The sequence below is a fragment of the Microbacterium sp. M genome (assembly GCF_045181065.1).
In the GTDB taxonomy this organism is placed as follows: Bacteria; Actinomycetota; Actinomycetes; order Actinomycetales; family Microbacteriaceae; genus Microbacterium.
Genome location: NZ_CP173721.1, coordinates 2569833 through 2587626, shown reverse-complemented (window position 1 = coordinate 2587626; position 17794 = coordinate 2569833). Strand labels below are relative to the sequence as shown.

Here is a 17794-nt window from a genome sequence, read left to right as displayed (position 1 = left end):
GATTTGACGACCCTCCACAAGAAAACGCGTGGATCGTGTCGGTGAGCCTACGAGAGACGGGTCAGGATGTCGGACGCGACGTCCACAGGTCCGTCCACGTCGCGCCCAGGTCGCCGGCCAGCCGTCGCAGCGTGGACAGCGACATTCCCACCACCGTGGACGGATCGCCGTCGACGCGCGTGATGAACGCCCCGCCGAGGCTGTCTACCGTGAAAGCTCCAGCGACGTGCAAGGGCTCGCCCGAGGCGACGTAGGCGTCGATCTCGGCGTCCGAGATGTCCTCGGCGAAAGTGACCGATGCCTCGGCGACGGCCGTCGCCTCGCGCGCCTCGTCGCCCGGCATCACGCGGTGGACCGAGTGCCCCGAGTACAGGATGCCGGTCTCGCCGCGCATCTCCCGCCAGCGACGAGTGGCCTCCTCGGGCGTGTACGGCTTGCCGTAGACGCGGCCGTTCAACGCGAACATCGAGTCGCCGCCGATCACGAGTCCGTCGAAGTCGGGTTGCTCGGACGCCAGGCGGCTTACGACGTCGGCCGCCTTCGCACGGGCCAGCAGCAGCACGAGCTCGCCGGGCGGCAGCTCCCCGCCGCGGGACCGAGCGGCGGCGGCGGCCACGGCATCCTCGTCGACCTCCGGAGCGATGGCGAGCGGCTCGATGCCGACCTGGCGCAGGAGCATGAGACGTGCGGGAGATGTGGAGGCGAGACAGACGCGCATGCACTCACGCTATCGGGCGACGTGGGATCCTGGGCTTATGACGTCTTCCGCCGAACTGCTCGATCTCGACATCACGGGCATCGCCCACGGCGGCACCTTCGTCGCACGCCACGAAGGTCGGGTGGTGTTCGTCTCCGACGCGATACCCGGCGAACGCGTGCGCGCACGACTGAGCGAGGACCCGTCGGATGCGCCGCACGACACGCGGCGGTTCTGGCGCGCCGAGACCGTCGAGGTGCTCGACGCGTCGCCCCATCGTCGCCCGCACGTCTGGCCGGAGGCCGACGTCTCGCAGGACCCGGCCGCCCGCCCCGGCGGTGCGGACCTCGGGCACATCGAACTCGGCCATCAGCGAGCACTCAAGCGCCAGGTGCTGTCCGAGGCGCTCGACCGATTCGCCGGCGGCGGCCTTGAGGCGCCGGAGATCTCGGCACTCGACGACTCGGACGGCACGGCCTGGCGCACGCGCGTGACGCTGCACGTCGATGCGGACGGTGTGGCGGGCCCGTTCGCCGCGCGCAGCCACCGGGTGATCCCGGTCGCCTCCCACCCGCTGGCGCGTCCGGCCGTCGCCGAGGCCGCGGCGAAGATCGGCGTGTCGCGGCCGGGAAGGATCGAGCTCGTAGAGCCGGCCGACGGAGACGTGAGAGTGATCCCGCTCCCTGAGAAGGGCCGTCGCCCGGACCCCGAAGTCCTCGTCGAACGCGTCGGCGAGCGGTCCTTCGCGGTCGACGCCTCCGGATTCTGGCAGGTCCACCACCGAGCCGCGGCCGCTCTGGACACGACGGTGCGCGACATGCTCACCGGACGAGTGGACCCCGGCCTCACTCACCTCGACCTGTACGGCGGCGTCGGGCTGTTCTCCGCGAGCCTGGCCGATCTCGGCGCCACCGACATCATCACGGTGGAATCGGATCGACGCGCCACGGAGCACGCGGCGCGCAACCTCGCACCGCTCGACATCACCGCCGTCACCGCGCGGGTGGATCGCTTCCTCGGTGCACCGGTCAAGGAGGCGCGGCCAGTCCGCGGCCGTCGGCGTCCTCCCCGACCGGCACCGCAGGCGGTGCTGGATCCGTCGACGCCGATCGGTGCGGTCGTGCTCGATCCGCCGCGCTCCGGTGCGGGGCGCGGCGTCGTGGATGCCGTGGCCGCGCTGTCGCCGGAGGCCGTCGTCTACGTGGCATGCGACCCCGTCGCACTCGCACGCGACCTCGGCACTTTCCGCGCCCACGGATTCGAGCCCGCCCAGCTGCGCGCGCTCGACCTGTTCCCCCACACGCATCATTTCGAGGTCGTGGCGCTGCTCACGCGGTGACACACGTCGCGTCGGCGGCGTCGGCGATGGCTAGGCTGACGGGATGAGCATGGTGGCACTCATCGACGACCACGAGTCCGTCCGCCTCGGACTCGAGGCCGCCTGCGGCCGCGACGGATCGCAGACGGTGGTGTTCTCGGGCAGCACGGTCGGGTCCTATCTGGAGTGGCGCAGGACGACCGGCGCGCCACCGGCCGACGTCGTGGTGCTGGATCTGACGCTCGGAGACGGCACGACCGTCACCGAGAACGTCTCGGCGCTCGTCGACGATGGCGCCAGCGTGGTCATCCACAGCGTCGCGGATCGGCCCGTCGCCGTGCGCGAGGCGCTCGTCGCCGGAGCGGCAGGGATCATCAGCAAGTCCTCGGCGTTGGACGACGTGCTCGATGCGATCCGCACCGTCGCACGCGGAGAAGCGCTGAACAACGTCGAATGGGCCAGTGCCATCGAAGGCGATCGCGATTTCGCCGACGCGCAGCTCTCGTGGCGCGAGCGCGAAGTGCTTCGGCTGTACGCGACCGGCCTGCCGATGCGGGCGGTCGCAGAACGGCTGGGCGTCGCCTATTCGACCGCGAAGGAGAACATCAATCGCATCAGGGTGAAGTACGTCGAGGTCGGCCGCCCTGCGCCGACCAAGATCGACCTGCTGCGGCGTGCGATGGAGGACGGCCTCGTCGAACCGGACGGAACGGCGAGTGTCGGCTGATCCGCTGAGCATCCGCCAGGCGTGGACTCGTATTCCGTCGCCCGGCTCCGCGGAGACCGAGTTCGAGCGCTTCACCGGCAAGCGCATGGAGCGCATCCTGCAGACGGTGGTCGCGATCGGCTCCGTGCTGACCGGTGCGCAGGCGCTGCTGGCGGCCGTCTCCGGCATGGAGGTGGTGGACGCCGTGCACATCGCGATGCTCGTCGTGGTCTTCGTGCCTCTGACGGCGATGCTCGCGTGCTGTGTGATCGGGCGCGGCGTGCGCTTGGCGTCCACGGCGTTCGCCTTCCTGTACGTCGGTGCGCTGATCGCCTGGCCGCTCGTCGTGGCCAGCTCCGACGACGCGTCGGACCAGCAGCCGTGGATCTTCTTCCTCGTCAACGTCGGCGTGGTCGCCGCGATGCTCGCGTTCGCCCTGCGGATGCAATACATCTGGGCGATCGCGGTCCCGTTGATCTACGGTGCGGTGCGGATGATGCAGGGCGAGTTCGAGCGCGACTTCTGGATCACGACCGCCTTCGACGTGTCGTTCACGATCATCCTCGGCCTCGTGCTGGTGTCGCTGGGGTGGATGTTCCGCGCCGTCGCTGCGGGCGTCGACGACGTCCGAGGACGGGCGGTCGCCGATTACGCGCATGCAGCAGCAGCCGCCGCCGCCGAGGAGGAGCGCGTCGCCGTCGCGGCCCTCATGCACGACAGCGTGCTCGCCGCCCTGATCGCGGCCGAGCGCGCCGAGAGCCCGCGCGCGAGGGATCTCGCGGTGGGAATGGCGAGAGAAGCGCTCATGCGACTGGCGAACACCGAAGCCGCGGTGCTGGAGGAGGGCAGCGACGAGCCGGTCGGTTCGGCGCAGATCGTCGCCGAACTGCGGCGTGCGCTGTCCGAGGCCGGCGCGGATGCCGTCGTGGAGGAGCGCGGCGGAGTCGGGTTGATCCCCGGCAGAGCCGCCCGCGCGCTGGTGCTGGCGGCGCGCCAGGCGATCGGGAACTCGGTCGCCCATGCCAGGGGGCGCGGTCTGCACATCGTGGCCGTCGCGCACGGCGACGACGGCATCACGGTGACGGTCAGCGACACGGGTCCCGGTTTCGATCTGGATGCCGTCGACGAGGATCGTCTCGGAATCCGCGCCTCGATCATGGCGCGCATGGCGGCCGTGGCAGGCACCGCGCGGATCGAATCCGACGGATCCGGCACGGTCGTCGAGCTCTCGTGGGAGCGCGAATGAGACTCACCGTCCGTACGGTCGCGACCGCGCTCGCTCTCGGCTTCGCCGTCTACTTCGTCGCCAGGGCGCTGTGGTGGATCCAGATGCCAGCTCTGCCGCTGCTCATGCTCGTCGCCATCGCGTTGTACGTCGCGGTCATCGTCATCGCCGTTCTGGCTGATGCGACCCGCCGGGTGAGGATGCCGCTGTGGGCGGGCATCCTGGCGATGATCGCGGCCTACGCGATCCCGGGAATGGTCAGTTTCGCGCTGGATCCGCAGCACCGTGCGGCGCCCTTCGCGACCACCTACATCGGCGCAATGGGCCTGCTCGCCGTCGTGTGCGTCGTGCGGCGCCGTTTCGTGATCGGCTGGATCGTGCTCGGCGAGCTCGCGATCGCGTCTTCGTCCTTCCTCGGCGTGCTGGTCGCGCTCGAGCTCGGACTCGTCGGCTCGATCATGTGGGTCGTGGTGGCCCAGCTGCTCGTGCTGTTCTGGGATCGCGCGATCGCCGACACCGAGCGGCTCGCCGGCATCCAGCGCGCCGTATCGGCCTGGCATGCGACGCAGCAGGTGCGCCAGCGCGAGCGGCGGCTGCGCACGCAGTACGCGCTGGCGGTCGCAGGTCCTGTGCTCTCGCGCACCGTCGCTGCGCACGGCATGCTCACGGATGAGGAACGGCTGAGCGCGCGGTTGGCCGAGGGGCGTCTGCGCGACGAACTGCGGGGGGCGAGTCTGCTCAACGATGCGGTCAGGACAGCGATCGAAGCAGCGCGTCGTCGCGGCATCGCGGTGACCGTGTTCGACGAGGGCGGGTTCGACGGCGTCGACGAGCAGCGTCGTCGCGAGATCCGCGACGAGCTGGCCACGGTGCTGACCGGCGTTGAGGAAGGCAGAGTCATCATCCGGGCGGCGCACGATCCGAACGTCGCCGTCACGGTCGTCGGCCGCGCTGCCGGTGGGAACTCCTCGGACGAGGACTCGGTATCGCTGTGGCGCGAGATCCCGCGTATCGCCGCGGCACCCGGCGCAGCCGAGTCATCCGGTGCGCGTGACTCATCCCCGGCCGGGGGAGGAGAAGCCGGGGGTGAGGGGCCTCGGTGAGAGAAGGGCGAGGGGCGGCGAATACGCCCGCCCCTCGCCAGTTGCGGCACAGTTACCCGAAAACTGTCCGCTGTAGGCCGGTCCGCGTCTGCCTACCCTGGGGCAGAGAGACCAACCGAACGCGTAGCGTCGGTAACAGTCTGACGCCTCGTCCAGCATCTGTCTGTAGGCCATTTGGGGGACACGATTTCCGACGGCGTCCGGCCGGATTCGGCGCCGGATGCGTGATGATGGAGCGATGAGCGTGTTGCGGCGAGGAACGAACCTGCCGAGGATGGGCGATTTCAATCAGTCCGTCATCCTCGAAGCGATCCGTCGCTCGGGCGACGGCTTCAGTCGGATCGAACTCGTCGATGCCACAGGGCTCTCGGCGCAGACCGTCACCAACATCACGCGACGGTTGCTGAGCGAGGGACTCATCGAAGAGGCCGGCCGCACGATCAACGGGCCGGGGAAGCCGCGGACGACACTGAGACTGATCCCACGCAGCAGGCTGTCGCTCGGCGTGCACCTGGATCCGGCGCTGACGACCGTCGTACTGCTGGATCTCAGCGGGGCGGTGATCGCGCGCAGTGTGCGGCGGACTCCGGCGAACGACCCGATGCAGGTGATCCGCGCGATGGCCGACGCGATCGAGGATCTCGTCGAGCGCTCCGGTGTCGACCGGGAGACGATCGCGGGTGTCGGCGTCGCGGCCCCAGGGCCGTTGGATGCCGAAAGAGGCACCGTGATCGATCCGCCGAAGCTGCATCAGTGGCACCGTGTGCCGCTGCGCACCGCGCTCGCCGATGCGGTCGGGCTGCCGGTGGTGCTGGAGAAGGACACCACAGCCGCCGCGTTCGCGGAGATCTGGACCGGTGAGGATCCGCCCGATGTGTCTCTGCTGTTCGTGTACCTCGGCACCGGTATCGGCACGGCTCTCGTGCTGGACGGCGATGTGGTCCGCGGGCGCTCTCGCAACGTGGGCGAGGTCGGACATGTCATCGTCGACCCGGATGGTCCCGTGTGCGGCTGCGGTCGGCGCGGGTGCGTCGAGGTGGTCTGCACGCCGCAGGCGATCGTCGAGCAGGCCGAGCGCGCCGGTGTGCTCGCCGACGATCGCGTCGGCAGCGACGCGGAGTCGGTCGACGAGCGATTGGCGCAGCTGTGCACGCGGGCGCAGCAGGGGGATGCCGGTGCGCTGGCCGTCCTCGTGCACGCCGCCGAGAATCTCTCCGTGCTGATCTCGACGCTGACGAACATGCTCGATGTGGATCGGGTCGTACTGGGCGGGCCGTTCTGGGCCCGGCTGTCGCGGGTCTACCTGCGCGAGCTGCCGAAGCTGCTCGAGCGTCAGAGCGCAACAGGAGCGGTGCGGAATCTGCCGGTCGCCGGATCGGTCGTCGGCGGCGACGTCGGCGCGGTCGGAGCCGCGTGCGTGATCCTCGCCGACGTCCTGTCTCCACGCGCCTCTTCGCTGCTCCTGGAGGGCGGGCGGTCCTGACCGGATGTCATCAGGACTCTTGACACGGTTATTCCAGTCGATTTAATATTTGGCGCATCCCCGGTCCCCTCGCCATCGGAGCACGCCCTCCATGCACGACAACTCCGCTCTCATCGAAGCGCGCATCCGCCGCTTCCTGCACGAGCGCCTGCGCCCGGCCGTCTATCGTCGCCGGGTGCCGCTGACGCTCGAGAGCTGGGAAGCTCCCGTTGAGCCCGTGCCGTTCGCCGAGGCCGTCGGTCAGTCGTACCGTCCGTTCGCGGTCGGGATGCCGTGGGGTCGCCCGTGGGGAACGATGTGGTTGCGTGCGACGGGAGTGGCGCCGGAGGCGCAGGAGGGAGAGCGCGCCGAGCTCGTGTTCGATCTGGGCTTCAGCGCTGCGCAGCCGGGGTTTCAAGCCGAGGGTACGGCGTACCGCCCTGACGGCTCGATCATCAAGGCGGTCGAGCCGCGCAACGCGCACGTCCCGCTCGAGGCCGCGCCGGGCGAGGCGATCGAGATCTTCCTCGAGGCCGCCGCGAACCCGGACGTCGGGGGTGGTTTCGTGCACTTCCAGCCGACTCCGCTCGGGGAATGGGACACCGCGGGCGATGAGCCGCACTATGTGATGCGCCAGGCCGACATCGGGCTGCTGGACGAGATGGTCTGGGAGCTGCTGCAGGATGCCGAGGTCCTGCTCTCCCTGTGGGAGCAGCTGCCCGATTCACCGCGCCGGTCAAGTGTCCTGCGTGCTCTGGAGCGGATGGTCGACGCCGTCGATCCGGAGGACGTCGCTGGCACGGCAGCGGACGGACGAAGCGTGCTCGCCGAGGCGCTCCGCCTGCCGGCGTCCGCATCGGCGCACCGGCTGCACGCGGTGGGCCACGCGCACATCGACTCGGCATGGCTGTGGCCGGTGCGGGAGACGCAGCGCAAGGTGGCGCGCACGTTCTCGAACGTGCTGTCGCTGCAGGAGCACGATGACGAGTTCGTCTTCGCGGCATCCTCGGCGCAGCAGTACGCCTGGATGAGGAGATTCCAGCCGGAGCTGTACGAACGGATGCGGGAGGCGATCTCGCAGGGCCGCTTCGTCCCGGCAGGCGGCATGTGGGTGGAGTCGGACACCAACCTTCCGGGCGGCGAAGCGCTGGCGCGTCAGTTCGTCCGAGGCAAGCGGTTCTTCCTCGAGGAATTCGGCGTCGAACCGCTGGATGTCTGGCTGCCCGATTCGTTCGGCTACTCTGCGGCGCTGCCGCAGATCGCGAAGGCGGCCGGTTCCCGCTGGATGCTGACGCAGAAGCTGTCGTGGAACGAGACGAACACGATGCCGCACCACACGTTCTTGTGGGAGGGGGTGGACGGGACCCGCATCTTCACTCATTTCCCGCCGGTCGACACCTACAGCGCGGTGCTCTCCGGTGCGGAGCTGGCGCGCGCCGAGCGGCAGTTCGCCGACAAGGGCGCGGCGAACACGTCTCTGGTGCCGTTCGGCTACGGAGACGGCGGTGGCGGGCCGAACCGGGAGATGCTCGCGGCGGCGAAGCGGCTGCGCTCGCTGGAGGGGTCGCCGACGGTGACGCTGTCGAGTCCGGCGCGTTTCTTCGAGGCGGCGGAGGCCGAGTACGAGAATCCGCCGGTGTGGACGGGGGAGATGTACCTCGAGTTCCACCGCGGCACCTATACGTCGCAGGCGCGGACCAAGTGGGGGAACCGGCGCAGCGAGCACGCGCTGCGCGAGGCCGAGCTGTGGGCGGCGGCGGCTGCGCTGCGCGGAGCCGAGTACCCCTATGACGAACTGGATGCGGCGTGGGAGACCGTGCTGCTGCAGCAGTTCCATGACATCCTTCCGGGGAGCTCGATCGGCTGGGTGCATCGGGAGGCAGAACGTCGCTACGCCGAGGTGCTCGCCTCGACGGAGCGCATCATCGCGCAGGCGCTGGGAGCGGTCGCCGGTGAGGGGACGACCTCGCTTGTCGCGAACGCGGGGCCCTATCCACGGGAGGGAGCGGCGGCGTCGGGGGTCGCTGCCGCAGTCACGGGTGAATCGGCACCCGCATCGGTCGTGCGCACGGCGAGCGGATTCGAGTTGTCGAACGAGCATCTGAGTGTGCTCGTCGACGAGTCGGGTCTGCTGACGTCACTCGTCGTGCGTGCGACCGGACGTGAAGCGATCGCACCGGGGGAGCGGGGGAACCTCCTCCGGGTGCATCGCGACACGCCGACGCAGTGGGATGCGTGGGACATCGACGAGCACTACCGCCGTCACGGGGCCGACGTGACGGACGTGGTGTCGATCGATGTCGTCCCGCATCCCGCTGCCGCCATCGTCTGCGTGATCCGCGGATGGGGGGCATCGCGGATCACGCAGACCCTCACGCTCGCCGCTGGGGCGCGAGCGCTCGACATCGAGACGGTGGTGGACTGGCACGAGCGGCAGAAGCTGCTCAAGCTGTCCTTCCCGCTCGATGTGCACGCGGATCGCGCCACGAGTGAGATCCAGTTCGGCCACGTGCATCGTCCGACGCACGTGAACACGTCGTGGGATGCCGCGCGGTTCGAGACGGTCGCGCACCGCTGGGTGCACGTGGGGGAGCCCGGTTTCGGTGTCGCGATCGCGAACGATGCGACGTACGGTCACGACATCGCGCGTGCACCGCGGGAGGGCGGTGGCGTGACGACGTCGGTGCGGCTGTCGCTGCTGCGCGCGCCGCTCTTCCCCGACCCAGAGGCGGATCAGGGCGAGCACACGTTCCGTGTCAGCATCCGGCCGGGAGCCGACATCGCGGATGCCGTGCGGGAGGGGTATCGGCTGAACCTGCCGCTGCGGGAGCTGACCGGCGCAGGTCCGGTCGATCCGCTGGTCACGGTGTCGTCGGATGCCGTGGTGGTGGAGTCGGTCAAGCTCGCGGAGGACCGCAGCGGCGACGTGGTGGTGCGGCTGTACGAGGCGCACGGCGCGCGTGCTGCCGCGGTCTTGTCGACCGCGTTCGGGTTCGCTTCGGTGAGCGAGACGGACCTGCTCGAACGGGAACTGCCGGCGGCCGCCGTGCGCGGCTCGACGTCCGATGCGGTCGCGCTCGAGCTGCGGGCGTTCCAACTGGTGACGCTGCGCTTCCGTGCGCCGCACCTCGCCCGCTGAGCGAGCGGAGGGGGCGTGGGGATCGAAACGCCGTCGAGTCGGGCAGCGCCCATCGAGCATCGACAGGCGTGATCTTCAGCCGGAGAAGCGTCCCCATGGGATGTCGCGGCGCAACGGCTTGCGCAGCGGTCGCTGGGTGCGCTGCCAGGCCGAGACGTGCGGCTCCTCGGCGACGGCACTCGCCGCCTCCTGCACATAGGCGTCGCTGATGACGGCGATGAGCGCCGCGAGTTCCTCTTCGGTGGGACGGCCGCGGACGATATCGACCGTGGGGGTGGGTTCCGGCTCGCTCACAGCGGGATGTTCCCGTGCTTCTTCGGCGGGAGCTCGGCGCGCTTGCCGCGGAGGGCGCGCAACGACTTGGCGATCGAGACGCGGGTGTTGGCCGGCTCGATGATGCCGTCGATCTCACCGCGCTCGGCGGCGAGGAACGGGCTGGTCACGCTGTAGGTGTACTCGTTGGCGAGGCGGGTGCGCACAGCGGCCACGTCCTCGCCGTTCTCCTCGGCCTTCTTGATCTCGCCGCGGTAGAGGATGTTCACGGCGCCCTGGCCGCCCATGACCGCGATCTCGGCGGTCGGCCAGGCGAGGTTGACATCGGCGCCGAGCTGCTTGGAGCCCATCACGATGTACGCGCCGCCGTAGGCCTTGCGCAGGATCACCGTGACGAGCGGGACCGTCGCCTCGGCGTAGGCGTAGATGAGCTTGGCGCCGCGGCGGATGACGCCGGTCCACTCCTGGTCCGTGCCGGGGAGGTAGCCGGGTACGTCGACGAGCGTGACGATCGGGATCGAGAACGCGTCGCAGAAGCGGACGAAGCGGCTGGCCTTCTCGCCGGCCTCGATGTTGAGCGTGCCGGCCATCTGGGAGGGCTGGTTGGCGATGATGCCGACCGAGCGTCCCTCGACACGGCCGAATCCGATGACGATGTTCGGGGCGAACAGCGGCTGGACCTCGATGAAGTCTCCGGCATCCACGATGTGCTCGATCACCGTGTGGATGTCGTACGGCTGATTCGGGGAGTCGGGGATGATCGTGTTCAGCGCGCGATCGGCATCCGTGGTCTCCCACTCGAAGCCGCTCTCGTAGCCCGGGATCTCGGCCATGTTGTTGTCGGGCAGGAAGCTCAGCAGCGTCCGTGCGTAGTCGATCGCGTCGTCTTCGTCCTCGGCGAGGTAGTGCGCGACGCCGGAGCGGGTGTTGTGCGTGAGGGCGCCGCCGAGTTCTTCCATGCCGACGTCTTCGCCGGTCACGGTCTTGATGACGTCGGGGCCGGTCACGAACATCTGGCTGGTCTTGTCGACCATGATGACGAAGTCGGTGAGGGCCGGGCCGTAGACGGCGCCGCCGGCGGCCGGACCCATGATGATCGAGATCTGCGGGATGACACCGGACGAGCGCGTGTTCATCTTGAAGATCTCGCCGTACTTGCTGAGCGCGAGCACGCCTTCCTGGATGCGCGCGCCGCCGGAATCGAGGATGCCGATGATGGGCATGCCGCCGGCGAGGGCGAACTCCATGATCTTGATGATCTTGTCGCCGGAGACCTCGCCGAGCGAGCCGCCGAAGGTCGTGAAGTCCTGCGAGTAGACGGCGACCGTGCGACCGTGGATCGTGCCGATGCCGGTGACGACGGAGTCGCCGTACGGACGGTTGCGGTCCATGCCGAAGGCGGTGGTGCGGTGGCGGACGTATTCGTCGAACTCGACGAAGCTGCCAGGGTCGACGAGCAGTTCGATGCGCTCACGGGCGGTCATCTTGCCCTTGGCGTGCTGCTTCTCCTTCGCCTTCGTCTCGGCGTCGACCACGGCTTCGGTGTATCGAGCTCGGAGGTCGGCGATCTTGCCGGCGGTCGTGGAGAGGTCAGGGGTGTCCGTCACGGATTCCACCCTAGTAGCGCCGGACGGCGCGACGTTGGATGCCTCGCACAACGGGTCGGCGGATCCTTTGGCGATGATGACGCTGGGGTGGTGCCGCCCGGATCCCGAGATCGGTCGCCGATTCGCGCGTCCAGGGTCGCAGGGCTTGACGAATGCTGCACGATCTCGACGTCTCACGCGGGATCACCCGCTCTCGGGCACATAGAGCATGGGCTAAAAGTCCTGGCATGCAAGACGCTGATCGATTTGTTGTGGCCTTGGATGCTTGAGGAATGGAGGCACCTCGATCACACGCATCTCAACGCGTCGGAGAGATCGTGAGGGAGCTTCGGAACAAGTCGTCGATCAGCCGGTCGAAGCTCGCGCAGCGCGCAGACATGGACGTCCGACACCTCGCCCGCATCGAGGCCGGAGACGGCAAACCGACCCTTTTCGTGCTGATCCAGTTGGCCACTGCGCTCGACGTCAAGCCGGACACTTTCGTGAAGGGCCTCACCTCGGCTGATCTGCCCGAGAACCTCAAACCCTACTCGGAGGCCGACTTCCGTCGTGAGCTGCGCCGCCGGGGTGGCAGCTGACGCTCACACGACGAACCGCCACACGTACTCCAGTCCGTCCTGCTGACGGAACCACGCCACCGTCACCACGACTTCGTCCAGATCCGCCGTGCACAGGCACAGCTCCATCCGCTCGCCGGGGAGCACCTGCCCCCACAGCTGCGTGTGCTCCTCACCGTCGGCATCCGCATGGAACACCCGCACGAAGTCGGCAGGTGCGCGTGACTCGTTCGTCACGCCGGGATGCGCGGCATCCGACCGGTCGATGCTCCAGGGCACGCGATAGGCGACGGGAGGCGGGAGTTCTTCGGGTTCGATCGGTCGCAACATGCTGACGAAGGTAAGGACGGCATCCGACGGCCGAGCGGCGAGATGACGCGCGCGGTCCCGGTCTGTGGAGAACTCGACGTGGCGTCGCCCCTGTGCAGTGCGGGACACTGAGGCGATGAGCCCGTACGTGCGCCCGTCGGTCGACGATCGCGTCTTCCGCGATGCCCACGGAAGCATCATGGACGACGGAAACCGGTGGCCGGACTCACGCGTCGAAGCGGCGATGCCGACACTTCGTGCCTTCGATGATGGGTGGGCCGCCTGGCCACGAGCTGCCTCGGCCGCGCGAACCTAGCGCCCCGGATCCTCCTCGATCGCCGGCGTCTCGGCATCCGACCTGTGCCGCGCGCGTCCGATCTCGGTCATTCGGCGACCGGCCCAGCCGACACCGCGCGCGGTGGTGCCGGCGGCAGCCGCGATCGCGGATCCGGCGTACCGGGCGCCGCGCACCACCCGCATCTCGATCCGCTCGGCACCCGTGACGGGCTCCAGCTCGGGCGGGAGGACGTCGGGCGCAGCGCCGAAGGCTCGCCGCGACGTCACCAGCACGCGACGCCCGAGAATGTTGTTGCCCGCTCCGCCGATCACGGCGCCGATACCGAACGGCAGCGCCTTACCCAGGAAGGACGCTCCACCGGCCGCGGCGAAATGTTTCAGGAACATTGTCTTCAGCCGATCCACGATCGGACCGACGGCCGCGCGGGGGAGCGACTTCGTCACGACCTCGCCCCAGTACGCGGATCGAGCAACGCCCCGTCCGGCCGCCTGCCCCGCGAGTTGCGACAGCAGATCGACGCCTTCCTTGCCGAGCATCAACGTCATGACCAGTGCCCGCGCCCGATCCGGGTTCTCGACCGGGATGCCGTGCACCTCGGCGACCGACTGGGCGAACAGCGTGGTGGACTCGACGAAGCCGAGCGTCTCCACTCCGGACAGCGCCAGTGTCACGCCCGTGCCGATGCCCGGCACCACTGCTGTCGCACCGACCGTCGCCCCACCGGTGGTGACCGCCGCGAGATATCTCTGCTCCAGCATCCGGATGATCTGCGCCGGTGTCGCATCAGGGTTGCGCAGCCGGATGCTGCGGATGTGCGCGAGCACCAGAGGGCGCTGGATCGCGAGCACCCTGTCGATGCCACGGATGGTGAAGGGATGCTCGGTCGAACCCACCGGCGGAACGCCCTTGTCCCACGGGGCATCGTCCGGAAGGGAGTGGATCTTGTGCACCTTGTCGGCCATGCCCCGATCCTATGGACGGATGCCGCGAGAAAGCCGAAAGCCCGGCACCTGATGGTGCCGGGCTCTGCGCTGTGTCAGTGCGCGTCAGACGTAGAGGTTCGCGCGCTCGAGGTCCTCGGCGAAGTCGACCTCGACCGCGTACAGGTCGGAGACGTCCATCGGCTCGAGCAACAGACCGTCTTCGGCGATCGCCAGCTCGAGGCCGCGCTCGAAGTAGTCCTGATCCTCGACGCGCTGCAGCTGACGCATGAACGCCTTCTTGTGCGCGGAGGAGATGTAGTTGATGCCGACGGCTTCGCCCAGACCGCCCTTGACGGTCTTCGAGAGCTCCTTGATGAAGCCCTCGGCCGTGACCGTGTACTTCACCTCTTCGTCGCTCACCTTGGATGTGTTGACGGTGACGAACGACTGGTCGCGCTCGATGTACTCGAGCGCGCGGCCGAGGATCATCGGATCGAAGACGACGTCGCCGTTCATCCACAGCACGCCGCCCTTGCCGGTCGCGCCGAGGGCACGCAGCAGGCTCTTCGACGTGTTCGTCTCGTCGTAGCGCTCGTTGTGGACGTAGTTCACATGCGGGAACGCCTCGATGATCGTCTCGGCGCGGTAGCCGACGACGGTGGTGATGCGGGCGTCCTTGCCGAACGCGGCACGGATGTTCTCGTGCTGCTGCTGCATGATCGTGCGGCCGTCGCTCAGCTCTGTGAGGGGCTTGGGCAGTGCACGCCCGAGGCGCGAGCCCATGCCGGCTGCGAGGATAACGGTCTGAAGAGTCACGAAAGCTCCTAAAAGAATTGTGTTCACGGCCGGTTCACCGACCAGACACCTCTTCGTGCCGCCTTCATGCTAGCCATGGCACCTGGAAAGCCCCTGGTCCGTGTGGACGCCGTTGCCAATTCGTGACCGACTGCACACCCAGCTCTCAGGTTGTGCAGGACGGCGTACGGATCCTGCGGAATGTTGCGCTGGAACCGGGCAAAGTTGGTCCCCGTTGATACCGTAATACAGTGACTCCTTCCCCTGACGACCAGCTGGACGAGGCGACTGCCACGGCTCAGGCCAAGAAGGCGCGCCCGGCCCGCAAGACCGCCCCGGATTCCGCGGCCAAGACCGCGGCCGTGAAGGCGCGCACCGCGAAGTCGACGGCGACGAAGGCCGCGTCCGAGACGCCGACGGCCGCGACGGACGCCGCCAAGACCGCGGCGGCGAAGTCCGCGGCGGCGAAGACGACCGCGGCAAAGACCGCAGCGCGGACCTCGGCAGCACGCAGTACGGCTGCGAAGACCGCAGCGGCCAAGGCTGCCGCCGCGAAGGCTGCTGCGGCCAAGGCCGCCGCGCAGGAAGCCGCCGCGAGAGACGCCGACGAGTCGGATGCCGCTGACGGCATGTCCGTCGACCAGACCGCCGAGGTCTCCGCGAGCGGGCAGGCGCCGACCAAGAAGCCGGTCCCCAAGCGTGTGACGAAGCCGCGTAAGCCTCGGGCCACCGCAGCGCGCGCGGTGGCCGCGCATTCCGCCACGACCGTGGTCGAGACCGTCGCTCCTCCTGCGGACGTCGAAGCATCCGTCGGTCAACCGGCTGATGTCGCGCCCGCGGCCGAGGTCGCAGTTCAGCCTGTCGTGGAACCGGAGGCACCGCTTGTGTCAGAGCCCACGGTAGAGGCGGAATCGCCCGTGTTCGAACCCGTCGACGAAGTGGAATCCGCTCCGACCGAAGCGTCGGAAGACGGGGCGACGATCGAGGACGCGCCCGTGGCGGAGGCCGTCGACGAGACGTTCGCTGACGTGGAGACAGCGAACGCTGTCGACGCGCTGCGCGTGCGGGGGCTGATCAAGGACTTCGGCGACCAGCGCGCGGTCAACGGCATCGACCTGACGGTCCCGGCCGGATCGTTCTATGGCATCGTCGGTCCCAACGGCGCCGGAAAGACGACCACGCTCTCGATCATCACCGGACTGCTGCGCGGAGACGGGGGCACCGTCCACGTCTCGGGCATCGACCAGAAGGCGGACCCGCTCGCCGCGAAGCGGATGATGGGCGTGCTGCCCGATCGACTTCGGACCTTCGACCGTCTCACCGGACGCCAGCTGCTGCACTATTACGGCCTGCTGCGCGGACTCGACTCGCGCGTCATCGAGAAGCGCTCCGCCGACCTCGCCAGGGCGTTCGACCTCACCGGCGCGCTCAACCGCGTCGTCTCCGACTACTCCGCGGGCATGACGAAGAAGATCATGCTCGCCGGCGCCATGATCCACTCGCCGCGCGTGCTCGTGCTCGACGAGCCTTTCGAGTCCGTCGACCCTGTTTCGTCCGGAGTGATCCTCGACATCCTGCGGGCATATGTGTCGCACGGCGGCACCGTGGTGCTTTCCAGCCACGGCATGGATCTCGTCGAGCGGGTCTGCTCGCGCGTCGCGATCATCGTCGGCGGAGAGGTCCTCGCCGAGGGAACCGTCGATGAGGTCCGCGCCGGCCAGACCCTCGAGTCGCGATTCGTCGAGCTGGCAGGGTCCAGCAGCGAGGTGGAGGGGCTGGAGTGGTTGCACACGTTCTCCGACTGAGAATCGCCCTGCTGTTCGGGGCGCTCCGCGGCAACCATCTCACTCGCACGATCTTCGGTCTGCTCGGAATCGTGGCCGCCACGGTCATCGTCTGCATCGCCGTGCTCAGCCTCGCCGATGCCACGACAGCCGTTGCGCGCACGGTGATCGTGCTCGGCGGCGCCGCCGTCTTCCTCGCCTTCCTCGTCGGCCCCATGCTGACGGGTGCCATCGACCAGCTCGACCCGCGTCGTTTCGCGGCGTTCGGCGTCGACGAACGGCGGATGCCGTGGATCCTGGCACTCGCCTCGCTCATCAGCGTTCCCAGTTTCGCCCTCATGGCCGTCACGACCTGCGTGACGATCGTGGGCATCCGACTCGGCGTGCCGGTGTATGCCGCGGTGCTCGCCGGTGTCATCGGACTGCTGACGTTCGTGCTCGCCGCACGGGTCGGCATGGCCATCAGCGCGAGCTGGCTCCCCGAGCGGCGTTCCCGCGAGCTGACGGCGCTCTTCACTCTCGCCATCGTCGTGGTCGCGTTCCCCGTCGCCGTCTTCCTCGCTTCGCTGGAATGGCAGGGCAGCGTCCCGGTCGCGGTCGCCGCCGCCACGACGATCGTCGGTGCGACGCCGGTGGCCGCGCCTGTCGGTCTGCTGTTCGCACTCGCGGCGGGCGATACGGCCGGTGCCTGGATCAGTGGCCTCGTCGCCGCAGCCACTCTCGCAGCGATCACCGCGGCGTGGGTCTGGCTGGTACGGCGGATGCTCACGACCACCGAGCGTCCGGTGACCGCACGCGAACGGACCGGACTCGGATGGTTCGGTCTGCTGCCATCGAACGCGTTCGGCGCGATTGCTGCACGCAGTCTCGTCTACTGGCTGCGCGACCGCCGCTACATCGTGAACATCGTCGTCGTCCCGGTCGCCGGCGTGCTCACCGTCTTCCCGCTTCTCGTGGCCGGAGTGCCGTTCGAGGTGGCAGTTCTCGTGCCGGTCCCGGTGATGGCGCTGTTCTTCGGCTGGCTGCCGCACAACGACATCGCCTACGACTCGACCGCCTTCTGGGTGCACGTCGCCAGCGGTGTCCGCGGGCTGCCGGATCGTTTCGGCCGCCTCATCCCGGTGTTCCTGGTGGCCGTTCCCGCTCTCGCGATCGCGGTCCCCGTGACCTTGGCGCTGACCGGCGACTGGCGACTGCTGCTGCCGCTCAGCGGTCTCGCCGTGTGCCTGTTCTTCGCGGGTCTCGGACTCTCCAGCGTCGTCTCGGTGATCGCTCCGTACGCGGTCTCCCGCCCGGGGGACAGCCCGTTCCAGCAGCCGCAGCGTGCGGCATCCCGTGGCGCGTTCGGTCAGGCCGGGGTATTCGTCGGCGCGATCCTCCTCGCGGTGCCGACGATCTGGCTGTTCTCGCTCGCCGTTCTCGAGGGCGGCGAGCACGCGTGGACGGCATTCTGGGTCGGCGTCGGCACCGGGATCGGCGTCCTGCTCGTCGGCACGGCGATCGGCGGACGCATCTTCGAGCACAGCGGCGAGCGGCTGATGGAGTTCGTCGAGACGGCGTGATCGCGACCCGCGAACCTCCGCTCCGGACTAGAATCA

Annotated in this window: 15 protein-coding genes; 9 read left to right on the top strand and 6 right to left on the bottom strand. The window is 68.8% G+C overall.

What is annotated here, in order from left to right; genetic code table 11:
• Positions 1-61: 61 nt before the first annotated feature.
• Complete coding sequence (locus tag ACI7YT_RS12905; RefSeq protein ID WP_406245935.1) at positions 62-718, bottom strand: Maf family protein; 657 nt, start codon at positions 716-718, stop codon at positions 62-64.
• Positions 719-755: 37 nt separating this feature from the next.
• Between ACI7YT_RS12905 and ACI7YT_RS12900 the strand changes: the two genes are divergently transcribed.
• The 6 genes from ACI7YT_RS12900 to ACI7YT_RS12875 all read left to right on the top strand — a co-directional run bounded on the left by ACI7YT_RS12900 (position 756) and on the right by ACI7YT_RS12875 (position 9650).
• The gene (locus tag ACI7YT_RS12900) at positions 756-2036 is read left to right on the top strand and encodes a class I SAM-dependent RNA methyltransferase (RefSeq protein WP_406245934.1); all 1281 of its coding nucleotides are present in this window, start codon (positions 756-758) and stop codon (positions 2034-2036) included.
• 43 nt (positions 2037-2079) lie between these two features.
• Complete coding sequence (locus ACI7YT_RS12895; protein WP_406245933.1) at positions 2080-2742, top strand: response regulator; 663 nt, start codon at positions 2080-2082, stop codon at positions 2740-2742.
• A complete protein-coding gene (locus ACI7YT_RS12890) occupies positions 2732-3967 on the top strand; it encodes an ATP-binding protein (protein ID WP_406245932.1) in 1236 nt (411 codons plus the stop codon). Before ACI7YT_RS12895 ends, ACI7YT_RS12890 begins: the two co-directional genes overlap by 11 nt.
• Positions 3964-5049, top strand: coding sequence for a hypothetical protein (locus tag ACI7YT_RS12885; protein ID WP_406245931.1), 1086 nt, complete (start codon positions 3964-3966; stop codon positions 5047-5049). Before ACI7YT_RS12890 ends, ACI7YT_RS12885 begins: the two co-directional genes overlap by 4 nt.
• Before the next feature lie 274 nt (positions 5050-5323).
• Complete coding sequence (locus ACI7YT_RS12880; RefSeq protein WP_406245930.1) at positions 5324-6532, top strand: ROK family protein; 1209 nt, start codon at positions 5324-5326, stop codon at positions 6530-6532.
• Positions 6533-6623: 91 nt separating this feature from the next.
• Positions 6624-9650, top strand: coding sequence for an alpha-mannosidase (locus ACI7YT_RS12875; RefSeq protein ID WP_406245929.1), 3027 nt, complete (start codon positions 6624-6626; stop codon positions 9648-9650).
• 75 nt (positions 9651-9725) lie between these two features.
• On the opposite strand, the gene ACI7YT_RS12870 is transcribed toward ACI7YT_RS12875, so the two are convergent.
• Positions 9726-9944 carry an acyl-CoA carboxylase subunit epsilon gene (locus ACI7YT_RS12870; RefSeq protein ID WP_406245928.1) on the bottom strand — a complete coding sequence of 73 codons (219 nt, stop codon included), beginning with the start codon at positions 9942-9944 and terminating at the stop codon, positions 9726-9728.
• Positions 9941-11539: an acyl-CoA carboxylase subunit beta gene (locus ACI7YT_RS12865; RefSeq protein ID WP_406245927.1), complete on the bottom strand. Its 1599-nt coding sequence runs from the start codon at positions 11537-11539 to the stop codon at positions 9941-9943. Before ACI7YT_RS12865 ends, ACI7YT_RS12870 begins: the two co-directional genes overlap by 4 nt.
• Before the next feature lie 308 nt (positions 11540-11847).
• Here ACI7YT_RS12865 and ACI7YT_RS12860 point away from each other — a divergent pair, with 308 nt between their 5' ends.
• The gene (locus tag ACI7YT_RS12860; protein WP_406245926.1) at positions 11848-12108 is read left to right on the top strand and encodes a helix-turn-helix domain-containing protein; all 261 of its coding nucleotides are present in this window, start codon (positions 11848-11850) and stop codon (positions 12106-12108) included.
• Between the two features lie 3 nt (positions 12109-12111).
• Here the strand turns inward: ACI7YT_RS12860 and ACI7YT_RS12855 are convergent, their stop codons facing one another.
• From ACI7YT_RS12855 to ACI7YT_RS12845, 3 genes are all read right to left on the bottom strand, one after another.
• Positions 12112-12417, bottom strand: coding sequence for a hypothetical protein (locus ACI7YT_RS12855; RefSeq protein ID WP_406245925.1), 306 nt, complete (start codon positions 12415-12417; stop codon positions 12112-12114).
• A gap of 291 nt (positions 12418-12708) precedes the next feature.
• Positions 12709-13656 carry a hypothetical protein gene (locus tag ACI7YT_RS12850; RefSeq protein ID WP_406245924.1) on the bottom strand — a complete coding sequence of 316 codons (948 nt, stop codon included), beginning with the start codon at positions 13654-13656 and terminating at the stop codon, positions 12709-12711.
• An 84-nt stretch (positions 13657-13740) separates the two neighbouring features.
• Positions 13741-14433: an NTP transferase domain-containing protein gene (locus ACI7YT_RS12845; protein WP_406245923.1), complete on the bottom strand. Its 693-nt coding sequence runs from the start codon at positions 14431-14433 to the stop codon at positions 13741-13743.
• A 230-nt stretch (positions 14434-14663) separates the two neighbouring features.
• Here ACI7YT_RS12845 and ACI7YT_RS12840 point away from each other — a divergent pair, with 230 nt between their 5' ends.
• Together ACI7YT_RS12840 and ACI7YT_RS12835 are read left to right on the top strand one after the other, a co-directional pair.
• A complete protein-coding gene (locus ACI7YT_RS12840) occupies positions 14664-16217 on the top strand; it encodes an ATP-binding cassette domain-containing protein (protein ID WP_406245922.1) in 1554 nt (517 codons plus the stop codon).
• Positions 16193-17758, top strand: coding sequence for a hypothetical protein (locus ACI7YT_RS12835; protein ID WP_406245921.1), 1566 nt, complete (start codon positions 16193-16195; stop codon positions 17756-17758). The genes ACI7YT_RS12840 and ACI7YT_RS12835 overlap by 25 nt, the downstream gene beginning before the upstream one ends.
• Positions 17759-17794 lie beyond the last annotated feature (36 nt).

What these genes read in the sequence shown, in the direction of transcription:
- ACI7YT_RS12895 (WP_406245933.1), top strand. Translation starts at nt 2,080, where the DNA reads ATGAGCATGGTGGCACTCATCGACGACCACGAGTCCGTCCGCCTCGGA.
- ACI7YT_RS12850 (WP_406245924.1), bottom strand. Translation starts at nt 13,656, where the DNA reads ATGGCCGACAAGGTGCACAAGATCCACTCCCTTCCGGACGATGCCCCG.
- ACI7YT_RS12855 (WP_406245925.1), bottom strand. Translation starts at nt 12,417, where the DNA reads ATGTTGCGACCGATCGAACCCGAAGAACTCCCGCCTCCCGTCGCCTAT.
- ACI7YT_RS12900 (WP_406245934.1), top strand. Translation starts at nt 756, where the DNA reads ATGACGTCTTCCGCCGAACTGCTCGATCTCGACATCACGGGCATCGCC.
- ACI7YT_RS12885 (WP_406245931.1), top strand. Translation starts at nt 3,964, where the DNA reads ATGAGACTCACCGTCCGTACGGTCGCGACCGCGCTCGCTCTCGGCTTC.
- ACI7YT_RS12875 (WP_406245929.1), top strand. Translation starts at nt 6,624, where the DNA reads ATGCACGACAACTCCGCTCTCATCGAAGCGCGCATCCGCCGCTTCCTG.
- ACI7YT_RS12880 (WP_406245930.1), top strand. Translation starts at nt 5,324, where the DNA reads ATGGGCGATTTCAATCAGTCCGTCATCCTCGAAGCGATCCGTCGCTCG.
- ACI7YT_RS12905 (WP_406245935.1), bottom strand. Translation starts at nt 718, where the DNA reads ATGCGCGTCTGTCTCGCCTCCACATCTCCCGCACGTCTCATGCTCCTG.